The sequence below is a fragment of the Streptomyces sp. NPDC048331 genome (assembly GCF_043201215.1).
GTDB lineage: Bacteria > Actinomycetota > Actinomycetes > Streptomycetales > Streptomycetaceae > Streptomyces.
In genome coordinates this window covers 56,582-82,776 of the sequence record NZ_JBICYT010000007.1, presented here as the reverse complement: position 1 = coordinate 82,776, position 26,195 = coordinate 56,582, and the positions used below count along the sequence as shown (strand labels likewise).

Annotated in this window: 27 protein-coding genes, 3 tRNA genes and 1 other RNA gene; 13 read left to right on the top strand and 18 right to left on the bottom strand. The window is 72.8% G+C overall.

What is annotated here, in order from left to right; genetic code table 11:
• Nucleotides 1–26 precede the first annotated feature (26 nt).
• Nucleotides 27–419: a MarR family winged helix-turn-helix transcriptional regulator gene (locus ACGFYY_RS13395; protein WP_393709273.1), complete on the bottom strand. Its 393-nt coding sequence runs from the start codon at nt 417–419 to the stop codon at nt 27–29.
• Nucleotides 420–637: 218 nt separating this feature from the next.
• On the opposite strand from ACGFYY_RS13395, the gene ACGFYY_RS13390 reads away from it, so the two are divergent.
• A complete protein-coding gene (locus ACGFYY_RS13390) occupies nt 638–877 on the top strand; it encodes a hypothetical protein (RefSeq protein WP_393709042.1) in 240 nt (79 codons plus the stop codon).
• Nucleotides 878–905: 28 nt separating this feature from the next.
• On the opposite strand, the gene ACGFYY_RS13385 is transcribed toward ACGFYY_RS13390, so the two are convergent.
• The 10 genes from ACGFYY_RS13385 to ACGFYY_RS13340 form a co-directional block, all read right to left on the bottom strand.
• Nucleotides 906–1,712 carry a hypothetical protein gene (locus ACGFYY_RS13385; RefSeq protein WP_393709040.1) on the bottom strand — a complete coding sequence of 269 codons (807 nt, stop codon included), beginning with the start codon at nt 1,710–1,712 and terminating at the stop codon, nt 906–908.
• A 50-nt stretch (nt 1,713–1,762) separates the two neighbouring features.
• Nucleotides 1,763–2,614, bottom strand: coding sequence for an RNA polymerase sigma factor SigF (locus ACGFYY_RS13380; protein WP_030768885.1), 852 nt, complete (start codon nt 2,612–2,614; stop codon nt 1,763–1,765).
• Nucleotides 2,615–2,844: 230 nt separating this feature from the next.
• Nucleotides 2,845–3,807, bottom strand: a complete 963-nt coding sequence (locus ACGFYY_RS13375; protein WP_393709038.1) for an RNA polymerase sigma factor SigF — start codon at nt 3,805–3,807, stop codon at nt 2,845–2,847.
• A gap of 231 nt (nt 3,808–4,038) precedes the next feature.
• Nucleotides 4,039–4,200, bottom strand: coding sequence for a hypothetical protein (locus ACGFYY_RS13370; protein WP_167745563.1), 162 nt, complete (start codon nt 4,198–4,200; stop codon nt 4,039–4,041).
• A 535-nt stretch (nt 4,201–4,735) separates the two neighbouring features.
• The gene (locus tag ACGFYY_RS13365) at nt 4,736–5,059 is read right to left on the bottom strand and encodes a hypothetical protein (RefSeq protein WP_365273481.1); all 324 of its coding nucleotides are present in this window, start codon (nt 5,057–5,059) and stop codon (nt 4,736–4,738) included.
• A 162-nt stretch (nt 5,060–5,221) separates the two neighbouring features.
• Nucleotides 5,222–5,306, bottom strand: a tRNA-Ser gene (locus ACGFYY_RS13360).
• Nucleotides 5,307–5,437: 131 nt separating this feature from the next.
• Complete coding sequence (gene tadA, locus ACGFYY_RS13355; protein ID WP_365273522.1) at nt 5,438–5,866, bottom strand: tRNA adenosine(34) deaminase TadA; 429 nt, start codon at nt 5,864–5,866, stop codon at nt 5,438–5,440.
• 50 nt (nt 5,867–5,916) lie between these two features.
• Nucleotides 5,917–6,465, bottom strand: coding sequence for a hypothetical protein (locus tag ACGFYY_RS13350; RefSeq protein WP_365273483.1), 549 nt, complete (start codon nt 6,463–6,465; stop codon nt 5,917–5,919).
• A 364-nt stretch (nt 6,466–6,829) separates the two neighbouring features.
• Nucleotides 6,830–7,009 carry a hypothetical protein gene (locus ACGFYY_RS13345; RefSeq protein ID WP_030010606.1) on the bottom strand — a complete coding sequence of 60 codons (180 nt, stop codon included), beginning with the start codon at nt 7,007–7,009 and terminating at the stop codon, nt 6,830–6,832.
• Nucleotides 7,010–7,091: 82 nt separating this feature from the next.
• The gene (locus tag ACGFYY_RS13340; protein ID WP_393709035.1) at nt 7,092–8,069 is read right to left on the bottom strand and encodes a universal stress protein; all 978 of its coding nucleotides are present in this window, start codon (nt 8,067–8,069) and stop codon (nt 7,092–7,094) included.
• 163 nt (nt 8,070–8,232) lie between these two features.
• Here ACGFYY_RS13340 and upp point away from each other — a divergent pair, with 163 nt between their 5' ends.
• A complete protein-coding gene (upp, locus tag ACGFYY_RS13335) occupies nt 8,233–8,868 on the top strand; it encodes a uracil phosphoribosyltransferase (RefSeq protein ID WP_150258134.1) in 636 nt (211 codons plus the stop codon).
• An 85-nt stretch (nt 8,869–8,953) separates the two neighbouring features.
• On the opposite strand, the gene ACGFYY_RS13330 is transcribed toward upp, so the two are convergent.
• Entirely contained in the window at nt 8,954–9,625 is a 672-nt protein-coding gene (locus ACGFYY_RS13330) for a LytR C-terminal domain-containing protein (protein WP_365273489.1), read from the bottom strand.
• 93 nt (nt 9,626–9,718) lie between these two features.
• Complete coding sequence (locus ACGFYY_RS13325) at nt 9,719–10,015, bottom strand: type II toxin-antitoxin system VapB family antitoxin (protein ID WP_030768867.1); 297 nt, start codon at nt 10,013–10,015, stop codon at nt 9,719–9,721.
• Between the two features lie 88 nt (nt 10,016–10,103).
• Here ACGFYY_RS13325 and ACGFYY_RS13320 point away from each other — a divergent pair, with 88 nt between their 5' ends.
• Nucleotides 10,104–11,810, top strand: coding sequence for a helicase HerA-like domain-containing protein (locus ACGFYY_RS13320; protein WP_393709031.1), 1,707 nt, complete (start codon nt 10,104–10,106; stop codon nt 11,808–11,810).
• A gap of 21 nt (nt 11,811–11,831) precedes the next feature.
• Nucleotides 11,832–12,764, top strand: a complete 933-nt coding sequence (opcA, locus tag ACGFYY_RS13315; RefSeq protein WP_365273495.1) for a glucose-6-phosphate dehydrogenase assembly protein OpcA — start codon at nt 11,832–11,834, stop codon at nt 12,762–12,764.
• Here the strand turns inward: opcA and ACGFYY_RS13310 are convergent.
• Together ACGFYY_RS13310 and ACGFYY_RS13305 are read right to left on the bottom strand one after the other, a co-directional pair.
• A complete protein-coding gene (locus ACGFYY_RS13310) occupies nt 12,713–13,186 on the bottom strand; it encodes a cupin domain-containing protein (RefSeq protein ID WP_365273497.1) in 474 nt (157 codons plus the stop codon). The genes opcA and ACGFYY_RS13310 overlap by 52 nt on opposite strands.
• 132 nt (nt 13,187–13,318) lie before the next feature.
• Nucleotides 13,319–13,921, bottom strand: coding sequence for an HhH-GPD-type base excision DNA repair protein (locus tag ACGFYY_RS13305; protein ID WP_393709028.1), 603 nt, complete (start codon nt 13,919–13,921; stop codon nt 13,319–13,321).
• Nucleotides 13,922–14,044: 123 nt separating this feature from the next.
• Here ACGFYY_RS13305 and ACGFYY_RS13300 point away from each other — a divergent pair, with 123 nt between their 5' ends.
• The 3 genes from ACGFYY_RS13300 to ACGFYY_RS13290 all read left to right on the top strand — a co-directional run bounded on the left by ACGFYY_RS13300 (nt 14,045) and on the right by ACGFYY_RS13290 (nt 16,287).
• Entirely contained in the window at nt 14,045–14,857 is an 813-nt protein-coding gene (locus ACGFYY_RS13300) for a VOC family protein (RefSeq protein ID WP_365273502.1), read from the top strand.
• 359 nt (nt 14,858–15,216) lie between these two features.
• Nucleotides 15,217–15,816, top strand: a complete 600-nt coding sequence (locus ACGFYY_RS13295; protein WP_393709026.1) for a hypothetical protein — start codon at nt 15,217–15,219, stop codon at nt 15,814–15,816.
• Nucleotides 15,817–15,939: 123 nt separating this feature from the next.
• Nucleotides 15,940–16,287, top strand: coding sequence for a DoxX family protein (locus ACGFYY_RS13290; protein WP_375938325.1), 348 nt, complete (start codon nt 15,940–15,942; stop codon nt 16,285–16,287).
• A 52-nt stretch (nt 16,288–16,339) separates the two neighbouring features.
• Here the strand turns inward: ACGFYY_RS13290 and ACGFYY_RS13285 are convergent, their stop codons facing one another.
• Both ACGFYY_RS13285 and ACGFYY_RS13280 read right to left on the bottom strand, forming a co-directional pair.
• Entirely contained in the window at nt 16,340–17,119 is a 780-nt protein-coding gene (locus tag ACGFYY_RS13285; RefSeq protein WP_393709023.1) for an ATP-grasp domain-containing protein, read from the bottom strand.
• Between the two features lie 98 nt (nt 17,120–17,217).
• A tRNA-Ser gene (locus ACGFYY_RS13280) sits at nt 17,218–17,305 on the bottom strand.
• A 107-nt stretch (nt 17,306–17,412) separates the two neighbouring features.
• Between ACGFYY_RS13280 and ffs the strand changes: the two genes are divergently transcribed.
• The 6 genes from ffs (at nt 17,413) to ACGFYY_RS13250 (ending at nt 26,051) form a co-directional block, all read left to right on the top strand.
• An RNA gene (gene ffs, locus ACGFYY_RS13275) (signal recognition particle sRNA small type) lies at nt 17,413–17,511 on the top strand.
• Between the two features lie 77 nt (nt 17,512–17,588).
• Nucleotides 17,589–19,793 carry a DNA polymerase III subunit gamma and tau gene (locus ACGFYY_RS13270; protein WP_393709021.1) on the top strand — a complete coding sequence of 735 codons (2,205 nt, stop codon included), beginning with the start codon at nt 17,589–17,591 and terminating at the stop codon, nt 19,791–19,793.
• Between the two features lie 60 nt (nt 19,794–19,853).
• Nucleotides 19,854–21,107, top strand: coding sequence for a phosphoribosylamine--glycine ligase (purD, locus tag ACGFYY_RS13265; RefSeq protein ID WP_365265927.1), 1,254 nt, complete (start codon nt 19,854–19,856; stop codon nt 21,105–21,107).
• A gap of 309 nt (nt 21,108–21,416) precedes the next feature.
• Nucleotides 21,417–23,234 carry a hypothetical protein gene (locus ACGFYY_RS13260; RefSeq protein WP_393709270.1) on the top strand — a complete coding sequence of 606 codons (1,818 nt, stop codon included), beginning with the start codon at nt 21,417–21,419 and terminating at the stop codon, nt 23,232–23,234.
• 236 nt (nt 23,235–23,470) lie between these two features.
• A complete protein-coding gene (locus ACGFYY_RS13255; protein WP_365265929.1) occupies nt 23,471–24,958 on the top strand; it encodes a N,N-dimethylformamidase beta subunit family domain-containing protein in 1,488 nt (495 codons plus the stop codon).
• A gap of 187 nt (nt 24,959–25,145) precedes the next feature.
• On the top strand, nt 25,146–26,051 hold the full coding sequence (locus tag ACGFYY_RS13250; RefSeq protein ID WP_365265931.1) for a phosphoribosylaminoimidazolesuccinocarboxamide synthase: 906 nt from the start codon (nt 25,146–25,148) through the stop codon (nt 26,049–26,051).
• Nucleotides 26,052–26,100: 49 nt separating this feature from the next.
• Here ACGFYY_RS13250 and ACGFYY_RS13245 read toward each other — a convergent pair.
• Nucleotides 26,101–26,173: transfer RNA gene (locus ACGFYY_RS13245), tRNA-Gly, on the bottom strand.
• Between the last annotated feature and the right edge of the window lie 22 nt (nt 26,174–26,195).

Here is a 26,195-nt window from a genome sequence, read left to right as displayed (position 1 = left end):
CCGACTGGGCCATGTCTTTCCTTTGTCTAGAAGCTCGATCGGAGTCGGGCCAGCAGGGTGTTCAGTACGTCGATGTCCTGGGGGGACCAGTCGAGGAGGGCTCTCTCCAGCGAGGCCGTGTAACGGGCGCCGAGATCGGCGAGGAGCGCCCGGCCGGCCGGGGTGAGCCGCAGGATCCGGCAGCGCCCGTCGCCCGGGTCGGTTTCGCGCTCGATCCAGCCGCGCTCGGCGACGTGCGTGACGTGCCGGCTGGTCACCGAGATGTCGACTCCCATGAACTCGGTCAGCCGGCTCAGCCGCATCTCCCCGTGTCGGTCGAGCAGGGTGAGGACGGCGGCGGCGCCGGGCGGGCACTCCGGAGGCAGGCTGCGGGCGAGCTCGCGCTTGACCGCGCCGATTCCGGTGAGCTGACGGGCCAGCTCCGCGTACGGAGCGGGCGGTGTCGGCTGCGGGGGTGGCGTGAGCTGCGCGAGCGGCGCGGGCTGCGGGGTCGGAGCTGTCTGCGCGATCGTCACCGGGTTCCCCATCCGTCATCTCGTTGCTTGAGGCAACCATAGAAGCGCATGGTTGCTACAGGCAAATGAATCTGGGGGGTGGGGCGGTAAAGGAATCGGAAAACCGGCTAGGGTCCTGCTCCATGGCTGACAACCACAACTCACAGGTCCCCGAGGGCAACTATGACCCCGCGGGCAGCACGCAGATGTTCAAGGCGTTCGTCGAGGAGGCCGCCCCGACCCGCCCGGCGGGTCCCGGAGCCCGTCAGCAGCGCCGCGCGGAGCAGCAGCGGTCCGGGTCCTCGAACTCGGCGCTGATGGTGGGGCTCGCCCTCGCCCTGGTCCTCGTGATCGGCGTGGCCGCCTGGATGATCATGACGTGACGGCTCCCGGGCGAGGCGCTCGGGCGTCTCAGCTCCAGGTCGCGGTGACCTGCCGGGTGTCCACGTGCATGCCCAGCGGCACCCGCCAGGACTCCACGCACACCGTGTAGGTCTGCGCCTTCGAAGCCCCACCGGCCAGCGGCACCGGCAGGGGTTGGCTCGTGGTGATCGTGGCCCAGTCGATGCCCAGGGCCCCGATGATGTGCGTCGCGAAGCTGACCGTGCCCGCACGGGCCGCGGTGGTTCCGGTGTTGGTGAAGGTCACGGTGACCCGCTCGCACCAGCGGTCGGTCGCGGCCGACCGGACCGGCGTGGACAGCGTCAGCCGGGCCGGTGTGGCCGGCGGCGCCGGCGGTGTCGTGCCGGGCTTGCCGGGCGGGCTCGTCGGCGTGCCCGGGCCGCCCGGCGGGGTCGGTGAGGTCGGAGTGCCGGGCGCCGACGGCGTGCCGGGTGTGCCGGGGGACGGTGGGGTTCGGCCCGGCCCCGGCGGGGTGCCGGGGGCGCCCATGGAGCCACCGGGGTCGGTGGTCGTGGCTCCGCCCGGGGCGGAGCCACCTGTGGTCCCGGATCCTGCGGGGCCGGTCGACGTACGGGAGGTCGTGGCGGACTGCCCGGCTCCGCCCGCCACGTCCTGGCCGCCGAGCTGTTGGAACTCCACCTGCCCCCGCGGCGCCACGTTCTCCCCCGCACCCCGTTCGGGGCCCGGGGCCGCGGCGCCCACGGCGACAAAGCCGTCCCGCGCCGGGCCGCCGCAGCCGGTGAGGCCGGCGGCGGCCGTGCAGCACAGGGCGAGCAGGGTGGTGGTGGCGGCGGTCGCCCGCGCTCCCTTTCGCATCGCGCCAGTGTTCCTGACGGTCAGTCAATTGGGAAGCGCGAGGCGCCGGATCACTCGCCGATGAGGCCTACGCGCAGTTGCGCGAGGGTGCGGGTCAACAGCCGGGAGACGTGCATCTGGGAGATGCCGACCTCCTCGCCGATCTGCGACTGCGTCATGTTCGCGAAGAAGCGCAGCATGATGATCTGCCGTTCCCGGGGCGGGAGTTTGGCGAGCAGCGGCTTCAGGGACTCGCGGTACTCGACGCCCTCCAGCGCGGTGTCCTCGTAGCCGAGGCGGTCCGCGAGGGAGCCCTCGCCGCCCTCGTCCTCGGGGGAGGGCGAGTCGAGCGAGGAGGCGGTGTAGGCGTTGCCCACGGCGAGGCCGTCGACGACGTCCTCCTCCGAGACCCCGAGCACGGCGGCGAGTTCCGGCACGGTCGGCGAGCGGTCCAGCTTCTGGGCGAGCTCGTCGCTGGCCTTGGTCAGCGCCAGGCGCAGCTCCTGGAGCCGGCGCGGGACGCGGACGGACCAGGAGGTGTCCCGAAAGAATCGTTTGATCTCGCCCACGACGGTCGGCATCGCGAACGTCGGGAACTCGACGCCGCGCTCGCAGTCGAAGCGGTCGATCGCCTTGATCAGGCCGATGGTGCCGACCTGGACGATGTCTTCCATCGGCTCGTTGCGGCTGCGGAATCGGGCGGCCGCGTAGCGCACCAGAGGCAGGTTCAGCTCGATCAGGGTGTCGCGTACGTACGCCCGTTCGGGGCTGTCCGCATCCAGGGCGGCAAGTCGCTGGAAGAGGGAGCGGGAGAGGGTCCGGGTGTCGATGGCTTCCGAGCGGTCGGACGCTACAGGTGCTGTGGGCGCAGGAGCGCTCTTGACGAGCGTGAGCACCTTGGAGCTGCCCTGGTCTACGGACATGCCACCCCCTTGAGGTCGCGGACGGTCGCGTACTGCGCGCCCGTCGGAGGAACGCAGCCTCCACCTGAATACCGGAGGCGGGGCTGCGGCAAACGCGGTTCACGCAGAATGTCACATGTCGGCAACGCGCTGTAGCGCCATGTCGACATATATCTCCAGCGACAGAGCAGGTCGGAGGGTGATCAGCCCGATCTGTCGGGAAACATGCGAATGATCTCCACTCGTTCCGGTTACGCCTCGATCCTGTTTGCGGATCTCAGACGGGCGAAGCTCCGGGCGAGGAGTCGGGAGACGTGCATCTGGGAGACGCCGAGCTCCACACTGATCTGCGACTGCGTCAGATTGTTGTAGTACCGCAGGAGCAGGATCCGTTGCTCGCGCTCGGGCAGTTGTACGAGGAGATGGCGGACGAGGTCGCGGTGCTCGACCCCGGCCAGCTCCGGGTCCTCGTAGCCGAGGCGGTCCAGCAGCCCGGGCATGCCGTCGCCCTCCTGGGCGGCCTCCAGTGAGGTCGCGTGGTAGCTGCGGCCGGCCTCGATGCAGGACAGCACCTCGTCCTCGGTGATGCGCAGCCGTTCGGCGATCTCGGCGGTGGTCGGGGTGCGGCCGTGGAGGGTCGTGAGGTCCTCGGTGGCGGCGTTGACCTGGACCCACAGCTCGTGGAGGCGGCGCGGTACGTGGACGGTGCGGACGTTGTCGCGGAAGTACCGCTTGATCTCGCCCACGACGGTCGGCATCGCGAAGGTCGGGAACTGCACGCCCCGGTCCGGGTCGAAGCGGTCGATGGCGTTGATCAGGCCGATGGTGCCGACCTGGACCACGTCCTCCATCGGCTCGTTGCGGCTGCGGAAGCGAGCGGCCGCGTACCGGACGAGCGGGAGGTTGGCCTCGATGAGGGCCCCGCGCACCCGGCTGTGCTCGCCGGTGCCCGGTTCCAGGCCCTTCAGCTGGCCGAAGAGGACCTGGGTGAGGGCTCGGGTGTCCGCGCCCCTGCTCGGGGGCCTCGGCGCGACCGGGGGCTCCTCGGGCGGCTCCTGGCGGGGCTCCGGGCGGGGTTCCGGGCCGGGCTCCCGGCGAGGCTCCCGGCCGGGCTCCGGGCGGTGTTCCCGGCGCGGCTCCGGGCGCGGCTCCGGGCGGTGTTCCCGCTGGGGATCCGGCTGGGGCGGTACCTGGGGGTCCTGCTGGGGTGGCACCTGAGGCGTAGTACTGGCCGGCACGGTCACGCCACCCCTTCAGTCAACTCTCATCCATCAAAAGCGGTCATAGCATCACAAGAGATGTGCACTGTGTGCAAGCACCGTATAGCGCCGTGTTGACGGCAAGTTGGGCATATCAGGGCAATGCGCCCAGTATTAGGTATACAAAAAGCCCCCCACCCGTCGGAGTGGGGGGCCGGAAGTCCGGGAACCGCTTCAGCGTACGGGTCAGCGCACCAGTTCGGTCATGAACTCGCCGATGCCCGAGGCGGCATCCGATATCCCCTGGAAGCCTATTTCCACGATCTCGGCCGCTCTCTTCGGCTGGGTGATGATCACGAAGAGGGCGAACACGGTGAGGGCACCCGTGATGAGCTTCTTGGTGTCCACGTGCGGGCGGCCTCCCCAACCGGTCCGAGCAAGTCGGGTGAGTCTAACCGGTCAAGATGGGGCACTCACCTGTCCTTTAAGGACCAAGGACCCGGTGTTCCGGGCCCTTTGCCGTGACGGGGGCGGTCGCGGTGGCCACAGGATGGGGGGAGCCCACCGGTTCTGGCAGGAAACCGGTGGGTGAGGGACAGGGCCTCACTGCGGGGTCCGGGCCGCGAGCTTCCCCCTGAGCGCGGCGCGGACCGGCGGGTCCGTCCGCGTCGGGGGAAGTGGCTTGTCCCCTGATGCCGCTTCCCCCGTCCCACCGTCGAAGGTCCCGACTCCGGTCGGGGCCTTCTTCGCGTCGCCCCCGCGGTCTCGGGGGCCTGCGGGGGCGTACGGGGCGCTCGGGCGGGCCGGGGGCGCACTCGGGGCGTACGAGAGGCGTGCGGAAGGCGCCGGGGGCGCCGAAGAGGCGTACGGAGCCGGCTCGGGCGCCGGTGGCCACCCCGGGCCGCTGCTCCGGACATCTGCTCCAGACCGCTGCTCGAGACCGCTACTCCAGGCCGCCGGCCAGGTCCGTGAGGGGCTGTACGGGCGCGATGACGGGGGCCAGCTGGTTCGGCAGCTCCATCAGGGCGTTGAGCTGGTTCGCGCCGGCGCTGAGCTGCGACCCGATCTCCTGGACGGACGTGGGCTGGGCCCCGGCGGGCATCCCCGGGGCGGCCGCCGGCAGGTCCGGGAGGGTGAGGGGGGAGACCGGGGCGGCCGAGGCGGCGGGTGCGGCGAGGCCCGCGGCGGCCCCCGCGAGGGCGAGGGCGGCGAGCATGCGCTGGGTCTTGGTCATGCCGTGACAACGGCCGAGCGGGCGGGCGGTCACGCGGGTGTCCTCCGGAGAGCCGATCGGAGTTGCCGGACGGTCCCGTCGGGGAGTTGTTGGGGAGTCGTCGGGGAGTCGTCGGACGGAGTGACCGGAGCGGTCGGCACGGACCGGGATACGCCGAGAGCCCCGACCCTTGCGGGGCGGGGCTCTCGATCGAAGCGGTAGTGGAGGGATTTGAACCCCCGATGGGTTGCCCCATACTCGCTTTCGAGGCGAGCTCCTTCGGCCACTCGGACACACTACCGAGATGGATCCTAGCCTAAGGAACCCCATCCTCTGAAATCGGTGCGTCCAGGGGCGTCGCGGCGGTCGTACGCAGGCCTTTTGCGGGCTCCGAGGTCAGCCGTCGGCTCGGAGGTCGGCTCAGCCGTCGGCTCAGAGGTCGCGGAAGAAGTCCGTCAGCTGTCGTGCGCACTCCTCGCCGAGGACACCGCGGATCACCTCGGGACGGTGATTGAGCCTGCGGTCCCGTACGAGGTCCCACAGCGACCCGGCGGCGCCGGCCTTCTCGTCGTCCGCGCCGTAGACGACCCGGGCGACCCGAGACTGGACGAGCGCCCCCGCGCACATGACGCACGGCTCCAGGGTCACCACGAGGGTGCACCCCGGAAGGCGCCATTCCCCCAGCTCGGCGGCCGCCCGGCGCAGTGCCACCACCTCGGCGTGCGCGGTGGGGTCGCCGGTCGCCTCGCGTTCGTTGTACCCGGTGGCGAGGATCCGCCCGTCCGGGCCCAGTACGACGGCGCCGACCGGCACATCGCCGGCCGACACCGCCCGGGCGGCCTCCTGGAGCGCCAGGCGCATGGAGTCCCGCCACGGGTCCCGTACGGGATCGTCGGGGTTCGTAGGGAGCACTAGCGGACGGCCTCCAGGACCTCGGTGGCGCCGAGGGAGTCGGCGATCTCCGAGAGGGCGTCCCCGTCCAGGTTCATCAATTGTTTGTTGGTCACCCCGAGATCGTCCAACAGCCCGGGGTCACCGAGCGGACCGGCCGGTACCGGTTCCGCACCGGTCCCGCCCACCTCGTCCTCGTCGGCGTCTTCGTCCGTGAACGCGGCGACGGCATCCTCCTCGCCGTCCTCGGTCCCGTCCAGGTCCAGGTCGTCGAGTTCGTCGTCCTCCTCGTCGCTGCCCAGCAGCTCTTTGGTCAGCATCGAGCCGTAGGAGCTGCGGGCGGCCGCGGAGGCGTTCGATACGAAGTACCGCGGGTCCTCCTCGCCGTCCACGCGGACGACGCCGAACCAGGCGTCCTCCTGCTCGATGAGGGCGACCACCGTGTCGTCGTCGACAGCGGCGGACCGGGCGAGATCGATCAGATCACTGAGGGACTCGACGTCGTCGAGTTCCATGTCGCTCGCTTCCCACCCGTCTTCGGTGCGCGCGAGCAGTGCGGCGAAATACACCGTGACTCTCCCACTGGTCTTAGGCGTGCCGGTTGGAGGTCCCCCCGGCCGGAGGTTGGGGCACAGCGGCCGTGCTGCTCGCCGTCCGTACCCCGCCCAATCGGCATCGTGGCAGAAACAGCGGCTTTGCGAGAGGTCTTCCGCGCTTGCGTCGTGCCGCGCCGTGCACCGGCGGGGGCCGCGCGGGGTTGCGGCGCGGGGGCGGCGGGGCCGTGGGGAGGGCTGTGGGGCGCGTGGTGCGGCTCGGCCGTGTCGCGGCGTGCCGGAGTCCGGATCGCCTCGACGTGTCGGAGCGGGACCACCCGCCTGCCGGGCCCGGGGCGTCGGCGGAGTACGGGAGGACGGACGGCCGGAACGTTCCGGATCACCAGCGGAAGGTGCGCATGCGCATCTGCTGGCGCATACGGGCCGCTCGGGCGCGCCGGGGCTGGACACGATCGCGCAGCTCGCGCGCCTCCATCAGGTCGCGCAGGAACTGCGCGCGGCGTGCTCGACGCTGCGCCGCGGTCTCCGGCACATCGTCCTTCGGCTGCCTGTCGGGCATCGGCCACCACCTGGCTGGTCGGTCGTCCCCCCTTGCACCCACCTTCCCCCGGACAGTGCGTTTGATGCCACCCCGTCGCAGGTCAGACGTCGTCCTTGAGGGTCGGGACCACGGCCACCGGTCCGTGCGCGTGGTGGAGCACCGCATGGGCCACCGAACCGATCGCCAGCGACATGGCGGTGCGCCGCGGGTGGTGGCGGCCCACCACGACCAGCGCCGCCGCCCGGGAGGCGATGACCAGCCGGCCCGCCGGGTCCCCGGGCACCGCGGCCTGCTCGACCGGGACGTCCGGAAACCGCTCCCGCAGCGGCGCGAGCCGCTGCGTCTGGGAGCGCAGCATCTCCCGTTCGGCCGGTACGCCGTCCCCCTCGTCGGCCAGCCCCTCCGGCGGGATCACCGCGAAGGGGCTGTCCATCACCAGGGTCGGCGAGGGCGGGATGGCGTACGCGGAGACCACCTGGACGGTGGTCCCCCGCACGGCGGCCTCGGTGAAGGCGAAGGTCAGTACGTCGTCGGGCGTCTCGGCGGCGTGCAGCCCGAGCACCACCCGCCCGGCGGACTGCTCGGCGTCGTCGTCGGGCGGGGCGCCGCGCTCCGCGTGCGGGACCACGACCACCGGGCAGGCGGCCGAGCTCGCCACGGCCCGACTGTTCGAGCCGAGCAGCAGGCTGGCGAAGCCGCCGCGGCCCCGGGAGCCCATCACCAGCATCCGGGCCTCGGAGCCGATGACCCGGAGCGCCTCGGGTACGGAGCCTTCCAGGGCCTCGTACGTGACCCCCTCGGGGAGCCCGGAGTCGGTGCCGCTGCTGCTGCTGCTGCTGCCGCCGACGACGCCGAGCAGGGACCGGACCCAGTCACGGACGGGGTCGGCGAATTCCCGCGGCTCGGAGGCGTCGTGCAGCGAGGCCCGGCGTCCGGCGTACAACTGGGCGTGGTCGGGCAGTACATGGGCGACCAGCAGCCCGGTGTCGTGCCGGACGGCCTCCTTCCGTGCCCACTCCAGGGCTCTGAGGCTGTGTTCCGAACCGTCGACGGCCGCGATCACCGGTGCGTTGCTCATCCGTCCAGCCTGCTGGGCGTCCGCGCGGGTCGCATCCGCAAGGAAGCGGCGGGCGCGGCCGCCCTTCGGACGCGAAGGAGTCGTGTCAGCGCGTAGCCTTTTGGGTGCAGGTCGCGTCGTGCGACCGTTTTTGCAGGTCGCAGGCTGAGTTTTGGAGGATGTTGTGCGTTTGCAGGTCGTCGATCACCCCTTGGTGGCGCACAAACTCACCACCCTGCGCGACAAGCGCACCGACTCGGCCACCTTCCGGCGGCTCGCCGACGAGCTGGTGACGCTGCTCGCCTACGAGGCCACCCGGGACGTGCGCACGGAGCAGGCCGACATCGAGACGCCGGTCGCCCCGACCACGGGTGTGAAGCTCTCGTCCCCCCGCCCGCTGATCGTCCCGATCCTGCGGGCGGGCCTGGGCATGCTGGACGGCATGGTGCGGCTGCTGCCGACCGCCGAGGTGGGCTTCATGGGCATGGTCCGCAACGAGGAGACCCTGGAGGCCTCCACGTACGCGACGCGCATGCCGGAGGACCTCTCGGGCCGCCAGGTCTACGTGGTCGACCCGATGCTCGCCACCGGCGGCACGCTGGTCGCGGCGATCCAGGAGCTGATCAAGCGCGGCGCCGACGACGTCACGGCCGTGGTGCTGCTGGCCGCGCCCGAGGGCGTCGAGATCATGGAGCGCGAACTGGCGGGCACGCCGGTGACGGTGGTGACGGCCGCGGTGGACGAGCGGCTCAACGAGCACGGCTACATCGTGCCGGGCCTGGGTGACGCGGGCGACCGCATGTACGGCTCGGCGGAGTAGGCGGCGTAGGTGGCCCAGGTGGCCCAGGTGGCCCAGGTGGCGTAGGCCTACGGCGGTCCGGCACGCCGTACGGCGTGCCGGCGCGTCAGCAGTTCTTGGGCGCGGGCAGGGGGTTGGCCAGCAGGGCCAGCGCCTTGTCCGCGTCCTCCTTCGTACTCAGCTCCGTGAAGGCGTCGCCCAGGATCAGGTCGACGTCCGCGGTCTCGCGGGTGTCGGTCTGCTGGGTGGTGCCGGCGAGCTGTGTGCCGAGTACGGAGAAGACGGCCTTGTCGGTCGTGGGGGAGCCCAGCAGTATCCCCGTGCCGGGGACCTTCTTGTCGAAGGTGGCCGGGGCGTTGCCCACGTTGCCGATCACGAAGCCGCGTTTGGCGAGCTCGTCGCCGACGGCCTTGGCCAGACCCGCGCGCGGAGTCGCGTTGTAGACGTTGACCGTGATCTCCCCTGGCGGGGGGAGCACGACGGCCGGTTTCGCGGCGGCCGAGGCGGTGGGGGCGGCGCCGGGGCCGCTCTTGGCGGCGGTACCGGGAGGCGTCGTCGGGCAGTCCTTGGCCCCCGCAGCCGTGTTCCGCTTCGGGCTGTCGCCCTGGAACACGTCGATGAGCTGCAGGGCCCCGTAGCCGACCAGGGCCAGCGCAAGGATCGAGCCGAGCACGGCGAGGACGATCCGGGTACGGCTCCGCTTACGACTCATACGGGGGTAGGCGGCTCCCGTTACGCGGTACTTTCCGCCCATGCCGGGGGGAGTGAGCATGCTCATGGGCGCAGCGTAGTGCGACCCGGTGTCGATGCCTACTAAATGATCTGCTGATAGGTCAATGGTGACCCGAAAGGCGCAATCCAGACGAACCCGTCAGTCCATTTCGAGGACCCGCGCGTGCAGCACCTGGCGCTGCTGCAGGGCCGCGCGCACGGCGCGGTGCAGCCCGTCCTCCAGGTAGAGGTCGCCCTGCCACTTCACGACGTGGGCGAACAGGTCGCCGTAGAAGGTGGAGTCCTCGGCGAGCAGCGTTTCGAGGTCGAGCTGGCCCTTGGTCGTCACGAGCTGGTCCAGTCGGACCGGGCGCGGCGCGACGTCCGCCCACTGCCGGGTGGTTTCCCTGCCGTGGTCGGGATAAGGCTTTCCGCTTCCGATGCGCTTGAAGATCACACGGAAAGCCTACCGGGCCGGTGCGTGCGGGCGCAGCCTCGTGACGGTGGTGCAAAAGTGGCGAACAGCGCTATTTGGGGAGTGAAGCATGAGCGAGAGCACCGACCCCGCCCTTCCCGAGGTCCGGCCGGGCCCGGCGGGAGGACCGGCGGGAGGACCGGCGGGAGGACCGGCGGAAGGACCGGCGGAAGGACCGGCGGGAGGTTCGGCGGAAGGACCGGCGGGAGGACCGGCCGCGGAGATCGCCGCCGGCTACGCGTTCACCGGACCGGCGCTCGACCTCGGGGCCCTCCTCTGGGACGGCGCCTGCCTGCCCGACCGTCAGATCCGCATCCCCTTGGCGATGCTCAACCGCCACGGACTGGTCGCCGGAGCCACCGGAACGGGCAAGACCAAGACGCTCCAGCTCATCGCCGAACAGCTGTCCGCGGGCGGCGTCCCGGTCTTCCTCGCGGACATCAAGGGCGACATCTCGGGGATCTCGGCGCCCGGGACGCCGGGCGGGAGGATCGACGAACGGGCTCGGGACGTGGCCCAGGCGTGGGAGCCCTCCGGCTTCCCCTGCGCGTTCTACTCGCTCGGCGGGATCGGACCCGGGATCCCGCTCCGGTCCACGGTCACCAGCTTCGGCCCGGTGCTGATGTCGAAGGTGCTCCAGCTCAACCAGACGCAGGAGCAGTCCCTCGGCCTGATCTTCCACTACGCCGACACCAAGGGCCTGGAGCTGATCGACCTCAAGGACCTGCGCGCGGTCGTCGCCTTCCTCGTGTCCGACGAGGGCAAACCCGAACTCAAGGGGATCGGCGGACTGTCCACCGTGACCGCCGGGGTGATCCTGCGGGCGCTCACCGCCTTCGAGCAGCAGGGCGCCTCGGAGTTCTTCGGCGAGCCCGAGTTCGACACGAGCGAGTTCCTGCGGACGGCCGCCGACGGGCGCGGACTGGTCTCCGTACTGGAACTCCCGGCTGTCCAGGACAAGCCGCAGCTCTTCTCCACCTTCCTGATGTGGCTGCTGGCCGACCTCTACAACGACCTGCCGGAGGTCGGTGACCTGGACAAGCCCAAGCTCGTCTTCTTCTTCGACGAGGCGCACCTGCTCTTCGACGGGGCCTCGAAGGCCTTCCTCGCGGCCATCACCCGAACGGTCCGGCTCATCCGCTCCAAGGGCATCGGCGTCTTCTTCGTGACGCAGACCCCCAAGGACGTCCCGGCGGACGTCCTCGCCCAGCTCGGCAACCGGGTGCAGCACGCGCTCCGCGCCTTCACCCCCGACGACGCCAAGGCGCTGAAGGCGACCGTGAAGACCTTCCCCCGCTCCGCGTACGACCTGGAGGAGCTGCTGACCGGGTTGGGGACCGGCGAGGCGGTCATCACGGTGCTCAGCGAGCAGGGCGCCCCCACCCCGGTCGCGGCGACCCGGCTGCGCGCCCCGCAGTCGCTGATGGGTCCGATCGCGGCGGCCGACCTGGAGCGGGCCGTGAAGGCCTCGCCGCTGTGGTCGCGCTACGCGGAGCCCGTCGACCGCGAATCGGCGTACGAGAAGATCACCGCCGAACAGGCCGCCGCCGAGGCGCGGGCGGAGGCGGCCGCGGCCGCCGCCGAGGCCGAGAAGGAGGCCGTGGCGGCGGAGAAGGAGGCCGCGCGGGCCGCGCGCGGCGCCCCGAAGCCGGATCCCTCGCTCGCCGAGCAGGTGGTGGGGAGCGGGCTGTTCCGCTCTCTGGCCCGGTCGATCGGGACCCAGCTGGGAAGGGAGATCTCCCGCTCCATCTTCGGGACCGCGCGCAAGCGGCGGTGACGCGGTGACAGACTCTGGCCCATGCGGACCGAACTCACCGACACCACGTCCAGCAAGGTCAACCGGGCCCTGCTCGAAGCCCGCCGGGCGATAGGCAGCCCGACCATGGGGCTGGTGCTGACCCTTGTCCTCGCCACCGACGAGGAGAACGCCTACGACGCCGTACGGGCGGCCTCCGAGGCCTCGCGTGAACACCCCTGCCGCATCATCGCGGTGATCCGGCGGACCTCCCGCGGCCCGCACAAGCTCCGCGCGAACCGAGTCGACGCCGAACTGCGGGTCGGTTCGGACGCCGGGACCGGCGAGATCGTGCTGCTGCGCCTGCACGGGGCGCTGACCGAGCAGGCCGGCTCGGTCGTCCTGCCGCTGCTCCTGCCGGACGCGCCCGTGGTGGCCTGGTGGCCGGCCGACGCGCCCACCGAGTTGGCGCGGGACCCGCTGGGCGCGCTCGCGCAGCGCCGGATCACGGACGCGGCCGCCGCCTTCGACCCGGTCGCCGTGCTCGACGAGCGGGCCGCCGGCTACCAGCCCGGCGACACGGACCTGGCCTGGACCCGGCTCACGCCGTGGCGCTCGCTGCTGGCCGCGGCCCTGGACCAGAAGCCGCTGCCGGTGACCGGCGCGGCGGTGGAGAGCGAGCCGGACAACGCGAGCGCGGAGCTCCTGGCGCGCTGGCTGGAGGACCGGCTGGGGGTGCCGGTGGACCGGGTGGCGAGCGAGGGCCCGGTGATCACCGGGGTCAGCCTGCGGACCACGGGCGGGGAGATCCGGGTGGACCGCCCCGCGGGCGTGCTGGCCACCTTGAGCCTGCCGGGGAGCCCCGACCGCAAGGTGGCCCTGAAGATCCGCAGCGGCGCGGAACTGATCGCGGAGGAACTGCGCCGCCTCGACGCGGACGTGGTCTACGGCTCCGCGCTGCGGCGGCGGCCGCTCCAGACGGGGCTCTCCGCGTAGTGGTTGTCGTAGGTCGCCGAGCTGTCCTTGATGTCCTGCACGGTGGCCTCGCCCGCGTTGACCCGACCGAGGAGCCGGTAGTAGTCGAAGCGGCCCATGCCGGGGGTGAAGCCGACGAAGACGGCGGCGGTGTGGCCGGCGGCGGGGGCGAAGGCGTGCTTGACGCCCGGCGGGACGGCGATGAAGTCGCCGGCGTCCAGGGTGTGGATCTCGTCGTCGACGAGGATGTCGAGCCGACCCGCGGTGACGTGGAAGAACTCGGTGGCCTTGGTGTGGAAGTGGACGGGGGCGCCCGCCGCACCCTCGTCGAAGGTGGCGGTGTTGCAGGTGAGCTCGGCGGTGTCGGTGAGCAGGGTGATGAGGCTGCCGGGGCCGTCGTAGATGGCTTCGGCGGTGGCGGCGCGGGTCGCGATCTCTGTCATGTCCACCAATCTACGATCTTGAGCGACCGGAATCAGGGGTCAATTGCAGGTCGGAACGGCCGGTCAATTCTGACCCGGTCCGCAGCCTGACCCCGTACGGGATCCCGGCAGCCGGGACCCCGGTAGCCGGGATCAGGAGCCGCCGGCGGCCTTGGCGGCCTTCGCGGCGGCCTTCATCTCCTGCTTGTGCGCCCGCACCTTGGCCAGGGACTCCGGGCCCGTGATGTCGGCCGCCGAGCGGTAGACGTTCGCCGGGCCGTACCCACCCGCCGCCTCCCGCCAGCCCGTCGGGCGCACACCGAACCGCTTGCCCAGCAGGGCGAGGAAGATCTGCGCCTTCTGCTCCCCGAAGCCCGGCAGCGCCTTGAGGCGCTTCAGCAGCTCCTGGCCCGTCGTGGCGTCGGCCCAGACCGCCTCCGCGTTCCCGTCGTAGTGCTCCACGAGGTACGCGCACAGCTGCTGGACCCGCGTCGCCATCGACCCCGGATACCGGTGGACGGCGGGCTTCTCGGAGAGCAGCGCGGCGAACGCCTCCGGGTCGTACGCGGCGATGGTGTGCGCGTCGAGGTCGTCGGAGCCGAGCCGCCGGGCGATCGTCCAGGGCCCCGAGAACGCCCACTCCATCGGCACCTGTTGGTCCAGCAGCATTCCGACCAGCGCGGCGAGCGGGCTCCGGCCGAGCAGCGCGTCGGCCTCCGGCTGCTGGGCCAGTCGGATGGTGATGTCCTTGTCCATGGCTCCAGCGTCCCGCCTGGGCGCGCTCCCCGCGCGGTCGCCGCACCGCGCGCCTAGCGTGAGTACGGCCGTCTACGACGACCGGTACGAGACGACAGGTACGAGACGAGGAGTCGATCGATCATGTCTGAGTTCTCCGAAGGCGCTCCGTGCTGGGTGGACGCCATGTTCGCCGACGTGGAAGGGGCCAAGACCTTCTACGCGGACGTGCTGGGTTGGACCTTCGGCGAGGCGAGCAGCGAGTACGGCAACTACACGCAGGCCTACTCCGACGGCAAGGCCGTCGCCGCCGTGGTCCCGCCGATGCCGGGAGCCGACGCCCCGTCCCAGTGGTGTCTGTACCTCGCCTCGCCCGACGCGGCCGCCACCGCCGAGAAGGTGACGGCGAACGGCGGCGAGGTGCTGATGGGCCCCATGCAGGTGGGCACCTTCGGCACGATGCTGATCGCGAAGGAGCCGAGCGGCGCGGTCTTCGGCGTCTGGCAGCCCGGCGAGCACAAGGGCTTCGAGAAGATGGGCGAGGCGGGCTCGTACGCGTGGGCGGAGGTCTTCACCCGCGACCCGGCCAAGGCGGACGGGTTCCTGCCGAAGGTCTTCCCGTACGGCGCCCAGCAGATGGACCCGGGCGACGACCCCGAGATGGCCGACATGGACTTCAAGGTCTTCAGCGTCGGCGGCGGCGGGAACCCGGTGCTGGGCCGGATGAAGATGGACGAGGACTTCCCGCCGGACCTGCCGCCGTACATCCAGGTCTACTTCGGGGTGCCGGACTGCGACGAGGCGGTGGCGAAGACCCAGAAGCACGGCGGGAAGCTGCACTTCGGCCCGATGGACAGCCCGTTCGGCCGGTTCGCGGCGGTCACGGACCCGCAGGGCGCCGCCTTCGCGGTGATCGACATGTCGACAACGGTGGGTGAGATGCCGAGCTTCGGCTGACCGGCCCCCCGCCCCCGCCCCCCCCCCTGCCCCTGCCCCCCCCCCGGGGGGGGGGGGGGGGCGGGGGGGGGGCGCGCGGGGGCCCCCCCCCCCCCCCCCCCCCCCCCCCCCCCCCCCCCCCCCCCCGGGGGGCCCCCCCGGGGGGGGCCCCACGGCAGACTGCCGCACACACGGTTCCATCTGCGCGGGGGCGGATTCACATGAGACACGGGACGATCGCGGCTGCCGCGGGATGCGCCCTGGCGATCCTCACCACGGCCGGGTGCGGTCTGCCGCCCGCGCCGGACCTGTCGCCGGGGCCCTCACCGCACGGGAGCTCGGCCCAGCCGTCGCCGGCGCCGTCGTGGACACCGTCGCCCGTGCCGTCATCGTCGGCACCTTCGCCGGCGCCCTCCGAGCCGCCGCGGGCGTCCGGGCCTGCCGAGCCGGTCGGGGACGCGAAGGTCACGGCCGCCGACGGTCCTCTGCTGGAGGCCGTCCGTAGGGACACCGCCCCGGACGTCCGGGTTCCGGAGGACGGGTCGGTCCTCGTAGTCCACCGCGAACCGGCGGGCGACACGGGCGAGCTCGCCTGGATGCCGGACGACCGGAACTACTGCCTGGCCGTGGTCCGCGAGGCCCGCGCGAGCACCACCTGCAACCCCCTGCCGAAGTCCTGGGCGCGCATCGGGATCCGGCTGGTGACCGAGGCCGCCGTCTACCCCGGCCGGACCACGGTCTACTTCGCCGTCGTGGACGGCGGCCATGCCCCGTACGCGTACACCGGGCCCGGTCCGCACCGACCGGACATGGGCCCGGTCCGCGAGGCCACGGCCGCCTTCGCCTCGGGTCGGACACTGAGCCTGCTCACGTACGAACGCCCCGTCCCCGTGGCCTCACCGGGCGACCGGGAGATCTGCGCCGCGGACAACGCCGTCTGCTTCCCCGCCCTCGACGTGTACGTCCCCGGCAGCCCCTGAGCGCGGACGAAGTTTTTTCGCGCCGCCTGTCACATCGGTGCGGCGGGGCGGGTCAGAGGAGTGAAGCAGGCGGGAGACAGACCGGAGCGAGTCCGCACCGGCGCCCGCCCGAGGGGAGCTCGGATGTCCACCACCGCTGTTGTCTTCGCCCTGGTCGGCGCGTTCATGGTCGGATTCTCGGCGGCCTCGATGTTCCTCGGCGCGAAGTGGGTAGTGGAGCCGCTGGTCGAGTACGGGGTTCCGCGCTCGTGGTGGACCCTGCTCGCCACCGCGAAGGCGGCCGGCGCGGTGGGCCTGGCGGTGGGCGTCTTCGTCCCGGCGATCGGCGTCGCGGCGGCGATCGGGGTCGCCCTGTACTTCGCGGGAGCCGTGATCACGGTGCTCCGGGCGAAGTCCTACGCCCACGTGGCCTTCCCGGTGATCTACGCGGCCCCTGCGGTCGTGGCCCTGGCCCTCGGCTTCAACGGCTGAGGCGTGCCGGGTGGTGCCGGGTGGCGCCTGCCGCCTGCCATGCCGCCTGCCGCTACGGGGTCACGAACGGCAGGTCGGCCGCGCGGACGCGGTGGAGCGGCCCGGCCGCGCGCAGCACCACGTCCAGGACGGTCTCGGGCCGGGCGGCGTAACTGTTCGAGAACCACGGCATGTTGGCCTCGACCACGGCGAACCGGCCCGTCGCGCCGATGAGGCCGACGTCGACGGTGACGGCGCTGGGCAGGTCCGGGCCCGTCGCGGCGAGCAGCGCGGCCGCGAAGCCGCGTACGTCCGCCCCGCGCCCGTCCTCGTCGAGCGGGGCGGGGTCCAGGCGGCCGTGGACGGCGTACCGGCTGCCGGCGGCGATCTCCCCGTCGAGCAGGAACAACCGGTACTCGGCGGCGAAGTCCACCACCTCCGAGACCAGTACGGGGGTGGCGGCGGGCAGGGACCGCGGCAGCGGCGAGCCGGGCCCGTACACGGCGGGCGGGAAGGACTTCTCGCGCGGCGGCTTCACGAACGCCGGCCGCCCGGATCCGGTCAGCTCCCGCGCCGCCCGGCCCAGGGTGGTCAGCTCGATCCGGCGGCCCGTGAACCGCTCGGGCAGCCGCGTGAGCCAGTGGTCGGGCGGCTCCAACAGCCCCAGCCCGAGGGTCCCGGACACCCGCGCGGCGGCGTGCGGACCACCGCACCAGTGCACGGCCCGGCCGGCGAGTTCGCCGAAGCCGGGGCCGAGGGCCCGGACGGCCATCCCCCGGCGGGCGGCGGCCTCCGCGAGCAACCCGGCCGTGGCGGTCGGCCGGGCGGGTATCAGAAACACCTCGTCCGTCATCCGGCCATGATGTCGCGGGCGCCGGGGATCGGCCGGCGAACGTAGAAAGGCCCCGCTGCAAGCAGCGGGGCCTTTCTACAACGTGCCCGGTGAGGCACTGGCGGAGGATACGAGATTCGAACTCGTGAGGGGTTGCCCCCAACACGCTTTCCAAGCGTGCGCCCTAGGCCACTAGGCGAATCCTCCGCCGCAAACAATACAAGACGTTGAGGGGTGCTCGCGAACGTGATCGTCGAGCGGAGGGCGGGTGAGGGTCCGGCTCGATTCCGGGGGCTTCCATCCGCTAGGGTGGGGCCAGCCCCTCACGTGGCGCTATCTCACCGAACTCCCCCAGGGCCGGAAGGCAGCAAGGGTAAGTGGGCTCTGGCGGGTGCGTGGGGGGCGCTTTGCGTTTCCGGGCGCCGCCCAGGGCGGCCCTCGGGGCTGCGGCGGGCCGCTGATGTCGGTGGGCCCGGATAACCTCGTATACGTGTCGTCCCTTGCGCTGTACCGCCGCTACCGCCCCGAGTCGTTCGCCGAGGTCATCGGGCAGGAGCATGTCACTGCCCCGCTGATGCAGGCCCTGCGGAACAACCGGGTCAATCACGCGTACCTGTTCAGCGGGCCGCGCGGCTGCGGAAAGACGACCAGCGCGCGCATCCTCGCCCGGTGCCTCAACTGTGAGCAGGGTCCCACCCCCACCCCCTGCGGGGAGTGCCAGTCCTGTCGCGACCTGGCCAGGAACGGACCGGGGTCCATCGACGTCATCGAGATCGACGCCGCTTCGCACGGTGGTGTCGACGACGCCCGTGACCTGCGCGAGAAGGCCTTCTTCGGGCCGGCGTCCAGCCGCTACAAGATCTACATCATCGACGAGGCCCACATGGTCACCTCGGCGGGCTTCAACGCCCTGCTGAAGGTGGTCGAGGAGCCGCCGGAGCACCTCAAGTTCATCTTCGCCACCACGGAGCCGGAGAAGGTGATCGGGACCATCCGGTCCAGGACGCACCACTACCCCTTCCGGCTCGTGCCGCCCGGCACCCTGCGCGACTACCTGGGCGAGGTCTGCGGGCGAGAGGGCGCCAAGGTCGAGGACGGTGTGCTGCCGCTGGTCGTGCGCGCCGGGGCCGGTTCCGTGCGTGACTCGATGTCCGTCATGGACCAGCTGCTCGCCGGCGCCGCCGACGACGGTGTGACGTATGCCATGGCCACCTCTCTGCTCGGCTACACCGACGGTTCGCTGCTCGACTCCGTCGTGGACGCCTTCGCCTCCGGGGACGGGGCGGCCGCGTTCGAGGTCGTCGACCGGGTCGTCGAAGGCGGGAACGACCCGCGCCGGTTCGTCGCGGACCTGCTGGAGCGGCTGCGCGACCTGGTGATCCTGGCCGCCGTGCCGGACGCCGGGGAGAAGGGGCTGATCGACGCCCCCGCCGACGTCGTGGAGCGGATGCAGGCCCAGGCGTCCGTGTTCGGGGCCGCCGAGCTGTCGCGCGCCGCCGATCTGGTCAACGCCGGGCTCACCGAGATGCGCGGCGCGACCTCGCCCCGGCTGCAGCTGGAGCTGATCTGCGCCCGGGTGCTGCTGCCCGCCGCCTTCGACGACGAGCGGTCCCTCCAGGCCCGGCTCGACCGGCTGGAGCGCAGCGGTCCGCCCGCCGCCGCGGCCTTCGCCGCGCCGCCGGCCGCCGCGCCCGCCATGGGCTACGTACCCGGGCCCGAGGCGCACGCCATGGCGCCCGCCGGTCCCGGTGGAGGTGCGGCCGCCGCGCGCGCCGCCGTTCCCGCGACCGCCCACGCCCAGGCTCCGGCTCCGGTGCAGGCTCCCGAGCCGGTTCCGGCCACTCCCGCCGCGCCGGCCGCCGCGCCCGTCCCGGCCCCGGCCGCTCCCGCCCCCGGAGCCTGGCCCGGCGCCGCGCAGCCCGGGAGCGGTGCTCCCGGTGCCTGGCCGGGAGCCGCCGCCCCCGCGCCGGCCACCGCGGCTCCCGCCGCGGGTGCCTGGCCCTCCGCGGCCGCGTCGGCCCCGGCTCCCGCCGCCGCGCCCGCAGCCCCGGCCGCCACCCCCGCCCCGGCCGCCGCGGCTCCTTCCCCCGGCATGGCCGCCGGAGCCGGGCAGGTGCAGGCGATGTGGCCCGGCGTGCTGGAGGCCGTCAAGAACCGCCGCCGCTTCACCTGGATCCTGCTCAGCCAGAACGCCCAGGTCACCGGCTTCGACGGGACCACCCTCCAGCTGGGCTTCCCCAATGTCGGAGCCCGCGACAACTTCGCCAGCAGCGGCAGCGAGGACGTGCTCAAGGCGGTCCTGGCCGAGCAGTTCCAGGTCAACTGGAAGATCGAGGCCGTCATCGGCGGCGGCTCCCCGGCTCCGGTCCAGACCGCCTCGTACGGTTCCTCGTACGGGGCCCCGGCCGCTCCCGCCCCCGCCTACAACCCGCCGCCCCCGGCCCAGCAGCAGCCGCCGGCCGCCGCCCCGCAGGCCCCGCCCGCCCAGCAGTACACGCCGCAGCAGCCGCAGCAGCCCCAGCACTCGGCTCCCGCTCCGCAGCCCCCCGTACAGCAGGCGCCCCCGCCGGTGGCCCCGGAGGACGACTTCGCCGAGGAGGACGATCCCGACCTCGTCGACAGCGCCCTGACCGGACACGACCTGATCGTGCGCGAGCTCGGAGCCACCGTTGTGGAGGAATACACGAATGAGTAGCCGGTCCTGATTGGGTGGCCGCACGAAGCCGAGCCCGCCGTCCCGGCTAGGCTGAGCAGCGTGAAGGTCCTCGTCATCGGCGGCGGCGCCCGCGAACATGCCCTGTGCCGCTCTCTGTCCCTCGACCCCGCCGTGTCCGCCCTGTACTGCGCTCCCGGCAACGCCGGCATCGCCGACGTGGCCACACTGCGTCAGGTCGACGCCCTAGACGGTGCTGCCGTCGCGACTCTCGCCACCGAACTCGCCGCCGACCTGGTCGTCGTCGGCCCGGAGGCCCCCCTGGTCGCCGGCGTCGCCGACGCCGTGCGCGCCGCCGGGATCCCCGTCTTCGGCCCGTCCGCCGAGGCGGCCCGGCTCGAAGGCTCCAAGGCCTTCGCGAAGGACGTGATGGCCGCGGCCGGGGTCCCGACCGCGCGCAGCTACGTCTGCACCACCCCCGAGGAGGTGGACGAGGCCCTCGACGCCTTCGGCGCCCCGTACGTCGTCAAGGACGACGGCCTCGCCGCCGGCAAGGGCGTCGTGGTCACCGACGACCTGGCCGTCGCCCGCGCGCACGCGCTCGCCTGCGACCGGGTGGTCATCGAGGAGTACCTCGACGGCCCCGAGGTCTCCCTCTTCGCCATCACCGACGGCGTCACCGTGGTCCCGCTCCAGCCGGCGCAGGACTTCAAGCGCGCCCTGGACGGCGACGCGGGCCCCAACACCGGCGGCATGGGCGCGTACTCCCCGCTGCCCTGGGCCGACCCCAAGCTGGTCGACGAGGTCATGGAGCTGGTCCTCCAGCCGACCGTCGACGAGCTCCGCCGCCGCGGCACCCCCTTCTCCGGTCTGCTCTACGCGGGCCTCGCGATCACCGGTCGCGGTACCCGGGTCATCGAGTTCAACGCCCGCTTCGGCGATCCCGAGACCCAGGTCGTGCTGGCCCGGCTGCGCACCCCGCTGGCCGGTGTCCTGCTGAACGCCGCCAACGGCACCCTGGAATCGCTGCCCCCGCTCGTCTGGCGCGACGACGCCGCCGTCACGGTGGTCATCGCTTCCCACAACTACCCGGAGACCCCGCGCACCGGCGACCCGATCGAGGGCCTGCTCGAGGTGGCCGCCGAGGACGAGCCCGATGCCTACGTGCTGCACGCCGGGACCCGCCGCGAGGGCAACACGGTGGTCAGTGCGGGCGGCCGCGTGCTGTCGGTGACGGCGACCGGTTCCGACCTGGCGCAGGCACGAGCGAAGGCGTATAAGGCGGTGTCACGCATCCGTCTCGACGGCTCGCAGCACCGTACGGACATCGCGGCCAAGGCGGCCCAGGGCCGCTGAGCAGCGGCTCCGCAGACCCGCGGGCCTGGTGCGCACCTCGTGCGCCCGGGCCCGCGGGCGTGTCCGCGTGCGACTGCATCCGGCCGCGTTCGAACGCACCCACCTTTACCCAAAGCCATTCCATCGGGTGATCGTCACCCGGTCTGCCTGACGCCCGCGCGTGCCCCAACTAGGGTGCGATGCCAAGCATTCCGGCACTTGGCCCACCGGCATTGCGATGTCAGTGGCGGGTGTCACAGTGGGGGAGTGAGCAACGTCGCCGCAGGGCAGAGGGGGTGAGGTCCGGCCGTGTCCGGAACCGGTTCGATCATGGAAGCGAGCGTGCCGTCCGCGCGTTCCCGCGCTCTGGCCGTGCTGCGCGTGCGCAGCAGGGCCTCGGCCGTCGCGCTGCTGCCCGCCGCCCTCGCGGTGGTCCTGGTGGCCGCCCGGGCGACGGGCCGGCTGGCCGGTGATCCCTGGCCCACGGTGACCCTCGTCGTGTGCGTGGTCGCCGCGATCGTGCTGCTCGTCGGCGGCGCCTTCGCCGCGGTGGTGCTGCGGGCGAGCCCCGCCGTGACGCCGACCGTGCCGCTCTCGGAGGCCGCCGCGCCCGATCTCTACCGGCTGGTGCGGGACCTGGCCGACCGGATGGACGTGCCGCCGCCCTCCGCGATAGCCCTGACGCCGGACTGCGACAGCTGGCTGGAGGACCGCAGTCACGCGGCCCACCGCCGTGGCGCCGCCCGCGTCCTCGGCGCGGGGCACGGGCCCGTCGGGCCGGAGTCCGAGCCGGGCGCGGCCCCGGTGCTGGTGATCGGCTCGCCCTTCCTGTGGTGGATGCGGGTCGCGGAGCTGCGGGCGGTCCTCGCGCCCGTCGTCGCCGGTACGGGCCCGTCGGCGCACCCGGACATAGCCGACGCGCGCGGCTTCGTACGGGGCCTGGACGCGGCCGTGGACGTGGGCGGTCGGCGCGGTCTCGGCTGGATCGCCGCCCCGGCCCGGCTGCTGCTGCGACTGTGCCGGACGGACGCCGCCGAGATGGAGCGCGGGGTGGCCGCGGCCGCCTCGGAGCGTGCACAGGGTGTGGACTACGGCCTGCGCATCGTCGCCCAGGAGCAGGTCGGCCTCGCCTACGCGGGCTGGGACCGGCTGCTGACCCGGGTCGCGCTGCCCGCGTGGCGGATGGGCCGCTGGCCGGCGCACCTCGACGCCGGGGTGGTCTCCGCGCTGACCGAGCTGTCCCGACGGGACCGGCTGGCCGAGGGGTTCACCTCGCGGCTGGGCGAGCGCCCCGCCTGCGACCTGCTGGAGCAGCCCGGGCTGATCGACGAGGCGGCCTCGCTGCTGGCCGCGCGGCTCTTCCACGGAGGTCCGGCCGAGGCCGGGCCGGACTGGTCACCGGTGGACTGGTCGGCGTATCCGGAGGAGGTCGTGGACCGCAAGTGGCGGACGGAGGCGGCCCGCCTGCACGCCGCGCTGGACGCCCTCGCCGTCCCGGCGGGACTGCCCGCGAGCCCTTCCGCCCCGGCATCCCCCGGATCCCCCGGATCCCCCGGATCCCCCGCGTCTCCCGTGTCCCCCGCATCGGCGCCCGCGGCGTCCCCCGCCGCACGGCCCGGCTCCCAGGGCTCCTCGGGAGCGGGGGCGACCGGATCGGCCGGCCCCGCCACGTTGGCGGCCGCCGACCCTCCCTCCCCCACCACGGACGCGTTCGCCGGGCCCACCCTGGAGCGGGTGCTGGGCTACCTCACGGACCTCGGCGGCGACGGCGCGGCCGGCGAGGCGCTGGCCGGCCGGATCACCGGTGACCTGGCCCGCGAGGAGCGGGCGGCCGGACCGGCCGCCGGGGCCGGGAAGGCACGCGGCGCGGACACCGTCCCGCTGTTCCCGCTCCAGCCGCCGCGCAGCGGCCGGGACCTGCTGGCCGACCACGTCACGGCGATGGTGTGCTGCGCGGCCGTGGACTCGGCCGGGGCCACCCCCGGGCTGGACTGGCTCGACGGGCCGGTCCTGCTGGTGGGCGGCGACCGCCGCTCCGACCTGGCGCCGCGCGTGCTGTGCCTGGTCGAGGAGGGGAACCCGGAGCCGCTGCGCGACTGGCTCTCGGCCCTGGGCGTCCGCCCGGAGAAGCCGGTCCGCCTGGTCTGAGGCGGGCCGAGGCGCCCCGGGAGGGCTACAACTCGTACGGACATCCGGACGTAGATGTTCCGTTCCCGTCAATTCGCGACGAACAGTGACGGGCTGCGTGCGTTATGTGATGTGCTGGGACCGGTCGCGGTCGACTGTTCCGGCGCGGGTGCCGAAAGGCACCCCTCGGCTCGGTGCAGGAGCCGCGCACGGAGGCGATGTACGCCCGTTCGGGGGGTCGAGGGAGGGGAGCGGTCATGGGTGCGGACCAGATCCGACGTTGGGAGTCAGGCGCGCTCGCGCACGCGGTGTCCGACCCCTTCGGTCAGGGCCCCCTGCCCTGGTTCCGGGGCAGTGAGCTCTACTTCGACGACACCGGCCACGTCGTGCCCTGGTACGTGGACCCGGCCGCCGCGGCCGCCGGCACCGGCCAGATCCCCCGCGCCCGCGGCAACGGCGGCCCCCGCACCGCCGACGACGTGCACCGGCAGATCAAGGGCTTCGCCTCCACCGGCGGGGTGGCCCCCGGCGAGGCCATCGACTTCCACATCACCGTCGATCCGCCCCAGCAGTTCTCCGTCGACGTCTACCGGATCGGCCACTACGGCGGCGACGGGGCCTCCAAGATCACCACCAGCCCGCGGCTGTCCGGCATCGTGCAGCCGGCCCCGCTCGCCGCCGACCGGACCGTCTCCTGTCACCACTGGTGGCTTTCCTGGCGACTCCAGGTCCCCTCGTACTGGAGCGTCGGCGCGTACGTCGCCGTGCTCACCACCGCCGACGGCTACCGCTCCCACATCCCCTTCACGGTCCGCGACGATCACCCCGCCGACCTCCTGCTCCTGCTCCCCGACATCACCTGGCAGGCCTACAACCTCTATCCGGAGGACGGCCGCAGCGGCGCCAGCCTCTACCACGCCTGGGACGAGCAGGGCCGCCTGCTGGGCGAGCAGGACGCCGCCGTCACCGTGTCCTTCGACCGCCCCTACGCGGGCGCGGGCCTGCCCCTGCACGTGGGCCACGCCTACGACTTCATCCGCTGGGCCGAGCGCTACGGCTACGACATCGCCTACGCCGACACCCGCGACCTGCACGCCGGTCGCGTCGACCCCACCCGCTACCGCGGCCTGGTCTTCCCCGGCCACGACGAGTACTGGTCGGCTCCCATGCGCCGCACCGTCGAACGCGCCCGCCGGCACGGCACCTCGCTCGTCTTCCTCTCCGCCAACACCATGTACTGGCAGGTCGAGCTCGGCCCGTCCCCCTCCGGGGTCGACGACCGGCTCCTCACCTGCCGAAAACGGCGCGGCCCGGGCCGCCCCAGCCTGTGGCGCGAGGTCGACCGTCCCGAGCAGCAGCTCCTCGGCATCCAGTACGCGGGCCGGGTCCCCGAGCCCGCGCCCCTGATCGTGCGCAACGCCACGCACTGGCTGTGGGACGCCACCGGCGCGGGCGAGAACGACGAGCTGCCCGGCCTGGTCGCGGGTGAGGCCGACCGCTACTTCCCCCGCACCCAGCTCCCCGAGCACCAGGACCGGATCCTGCTGGCGCACTCCCCGTACCTCGACGGCGAGGGCCACCGCCGCCACCAGGAGACCTCTCTCTACCGGGCACCCAGCGGGGCCCTGGTCTTCGCCTCCGGCACCTTCGCCTGGTCCCCGGCCCTCGACCGCCCCGGCCACGTCGACGAGCGGGTGCAGCGGGCCACGGCCAATCTCCTCGACCGGATCTGCAAGCACGACTGAACCCGCGACCGAACCGCACCCGCGACCGAACCGGCGACCGAACCGGCGACCGAACCGGCGACCGAACCCGCGACGGAGCCCGCGACCTGGCCCACGACCGACCCGCAGGGCGGACCCCTGTCCGCGGAGGGGGGCGCCGGTGCGCGAGAATCGAGGTGCGCTTCATACAGAACTACAGGGAGACCCCGTGTCCGGATTCGTCGAAAAGCCCGAGCCGGTTCAGGTGCCGGGCCTCGTCCACCTCCACACCGGCAAGGTGCGCGACCTCTACCGTGACGAGGACGGCCGTCTCGTCATGGTCGCCAGCGACCGCATGTCCGCCTTCGACTGGGTGCTGCCCACCGAGATCCCGGACAAGGGCCGCGTCCTGACCCAGCTCTCCCTGTGGTGGTTCGACCAGCTCGCGGACCTCGTCCCGAACCACGTCATCTCCACCGACCTGCCCGCCGGCGCCCCCGCCGACTGGGCCGGCCGCACCCTGATCTGCCGCAACCTCGACATGGTCCCGGTGGAGTGCGTGGCCCGCGGCTACCTCGCCGGCTCCGGCCTGGTCGAGTACGACCGGACCCGCACGGTCTGCGGGCTCGCCCTCCCCGAGGGGCTCGTGAACGGCTCCGAGCTGCCCGCCCCGATCTTCACCCCGGCCGCCAAGGCCGCCGTCGGCGAGCACGACGAGAACGTCTCCTACGAGGAGGTCGCGCGCACCGCCGGCGCCGAGACGGCGGCGCTGCTGCGCCAGACCACCCTCGCCGTCTACAGCCGTGCCCGGGACATCGCCCGCGAGCGCGGGATCATCCTGGCCGACACCAAGTTCGAGTTCGGTTTCGACCCGAAGGACGGCACCCTGGTCGCCGCCGACGAGGTGCTGACCCCCGACTCCTCCCGCTTCTGGCCGGCGGACCAGTGGGAGCCGGGCCGCTCGCAGCCCTCCTTCGACAAGCAGTACGTCCGCGACTGGCTGTCCTCCCCGGCCTCCGGCTGGGACCGCGACGGCGAGCTTCCGCCGCCGGCCCTCCCGGCCGAGGTCGTCGCCCGGACCAGCGCCAAGTACATCGAGGCCTTCGAGCGCCTCACCGGCCAGTCCTGGTCGTAGGAACGAGAGAAGCCCCCCGGTCGAGGACCGGGGGGCTTCTTCGTCACAGAGCGGACAACGCGACTCGAACGCGCGACATCCACCTTGGCAAGGTGGTGCTCTACCAACTGAGCTATGTCCGCAGGTGCGCCGTAACGCGAGAAC

What these genes read in the sequence shown, in the direction of transcription:
- ACGFYY_RS13390 (WP_393709042.1), top strand. Translation starts at nt 638, where the DNA reads ATGGCTGACAACCACAACTCACAGGTCCCCGAGGGCAACTATGACCCC.
- ACGFYY_RS13385 (WP_393709040.1), bottom strand. Translation starts at nt 1,712, where the DNA reads ATGCGAAAGGGAGCGCGGGCGACCGCCGCCACCACCACCCTGCTCGCC.
- ACGFYY_RS13380 (WP_030768885.1), bottom strand. Translation starts at nt 2,614, where the DNA reads ATGTCCGTAGACCAGGGCAGCTCCAAGGTGCTCACGCTCGTCAAGAGC.
- tadA (WP_365273522.1), bottom strand. Translation starts at nt 5,866, where the DNA reads ATGCGCCTGGCGCTCCAGGAGGCCGCCCGGGCGGTGTCGGCCGGCGAT.
- ACGFYY_RS13345 (WP_030010606.1), bottom strand. Translation starts at nt 7,009, where the DNA reads ATGCCCGACAGGCAGCCGAAGGACGATGTGCCGGAGACCGCGGCGCAG.
- ACGFYY_RS13340 (WP_393709035.1), bottom strand. Translation starts at nt 8,069, where the DNA reads ATGAGCAACGCACCGGTGATCGCGGCCGTCGACGGTTCGGAACACAGC.
- ACGFYY_RS13330 (WP_365273489.1), bottom strand. Translation starts at nt 9,625, where the DNA reads ATGAGCATGCTCACTCCCCCCGGCATGGGCGGAAAGTACCGCGTAACG.
- ACGFYY_RS13320 (WP_393709031.1), top strand. Translation starts at nt 10,104, where the DNA reads ATGAGCGAGAGCACCGACCCCGCCCTTCCCGAGGTCCGGCCGGGCCCG.
- opcA (WP_365273495.1), top strand. Translation starts at nt 11,832, where the DNA reads ATGCGGACCGAACTCACCGACACCACGTCCAGCAAGGTCAACCGGGCC.
- ACGFYY_RS13310 (WP_365273497.1), bottom strand. Translation starts at nt 13,186, where the DNA reads ATGACAGAGATCGCGACCCGCGCCGCCACCGCCGAAGCCATCTACGAC.
- ACGFYY_RS13305 (WP_393709028.1), bottom strand. Translation starts at nt 13,921, where the DNA reads ATGGACAAGGACATCACCATCCGACTGGCCCAGCAGCCGGAGGCCGAC.
- ACGFYY_RS13300 (WP_365273502.1), top strand. Translation starts at nt 14,045, where the DNA reads ATGTCTGAGTTCTCCGAAGGCGCTCCGTGCTGGGTGGACGCCATGTTC.
- ACGFYY_RS13290 (WP_375938325.1), top strand. Translation starts at nt 15,940, where the DNA reads ATGTCCACCACCGCTGTTGTCTTCGCCCTGGTCGGCGCGTTCATGGTC.
- ACGFYY_RS13285 (WP_393709023.1), bottom strand. Translation starts at nt 17,119, where the DNA reads ATGACGGACGAGGTGTTTCTGATACCCGCCCGGCCGACCGCCACGGCC.
- ACGFYY_RS13260 (WP_393709270.1), top strand. Translation starts at nt 21,417, where the DNA reads ATGGAAGCGAGCGTGCCGTCCGCGCGTTCCCGCGCTCTGGCCGTGCTG.
- ACGFYY_RS13255 (WP_365265929.1), top strand. Translation starts at nt 23,471, where the DNA reads ATGGGTGCGGACCAGATCCGACGTTGGGAGTCAGGCGCGCTCGCGCAC.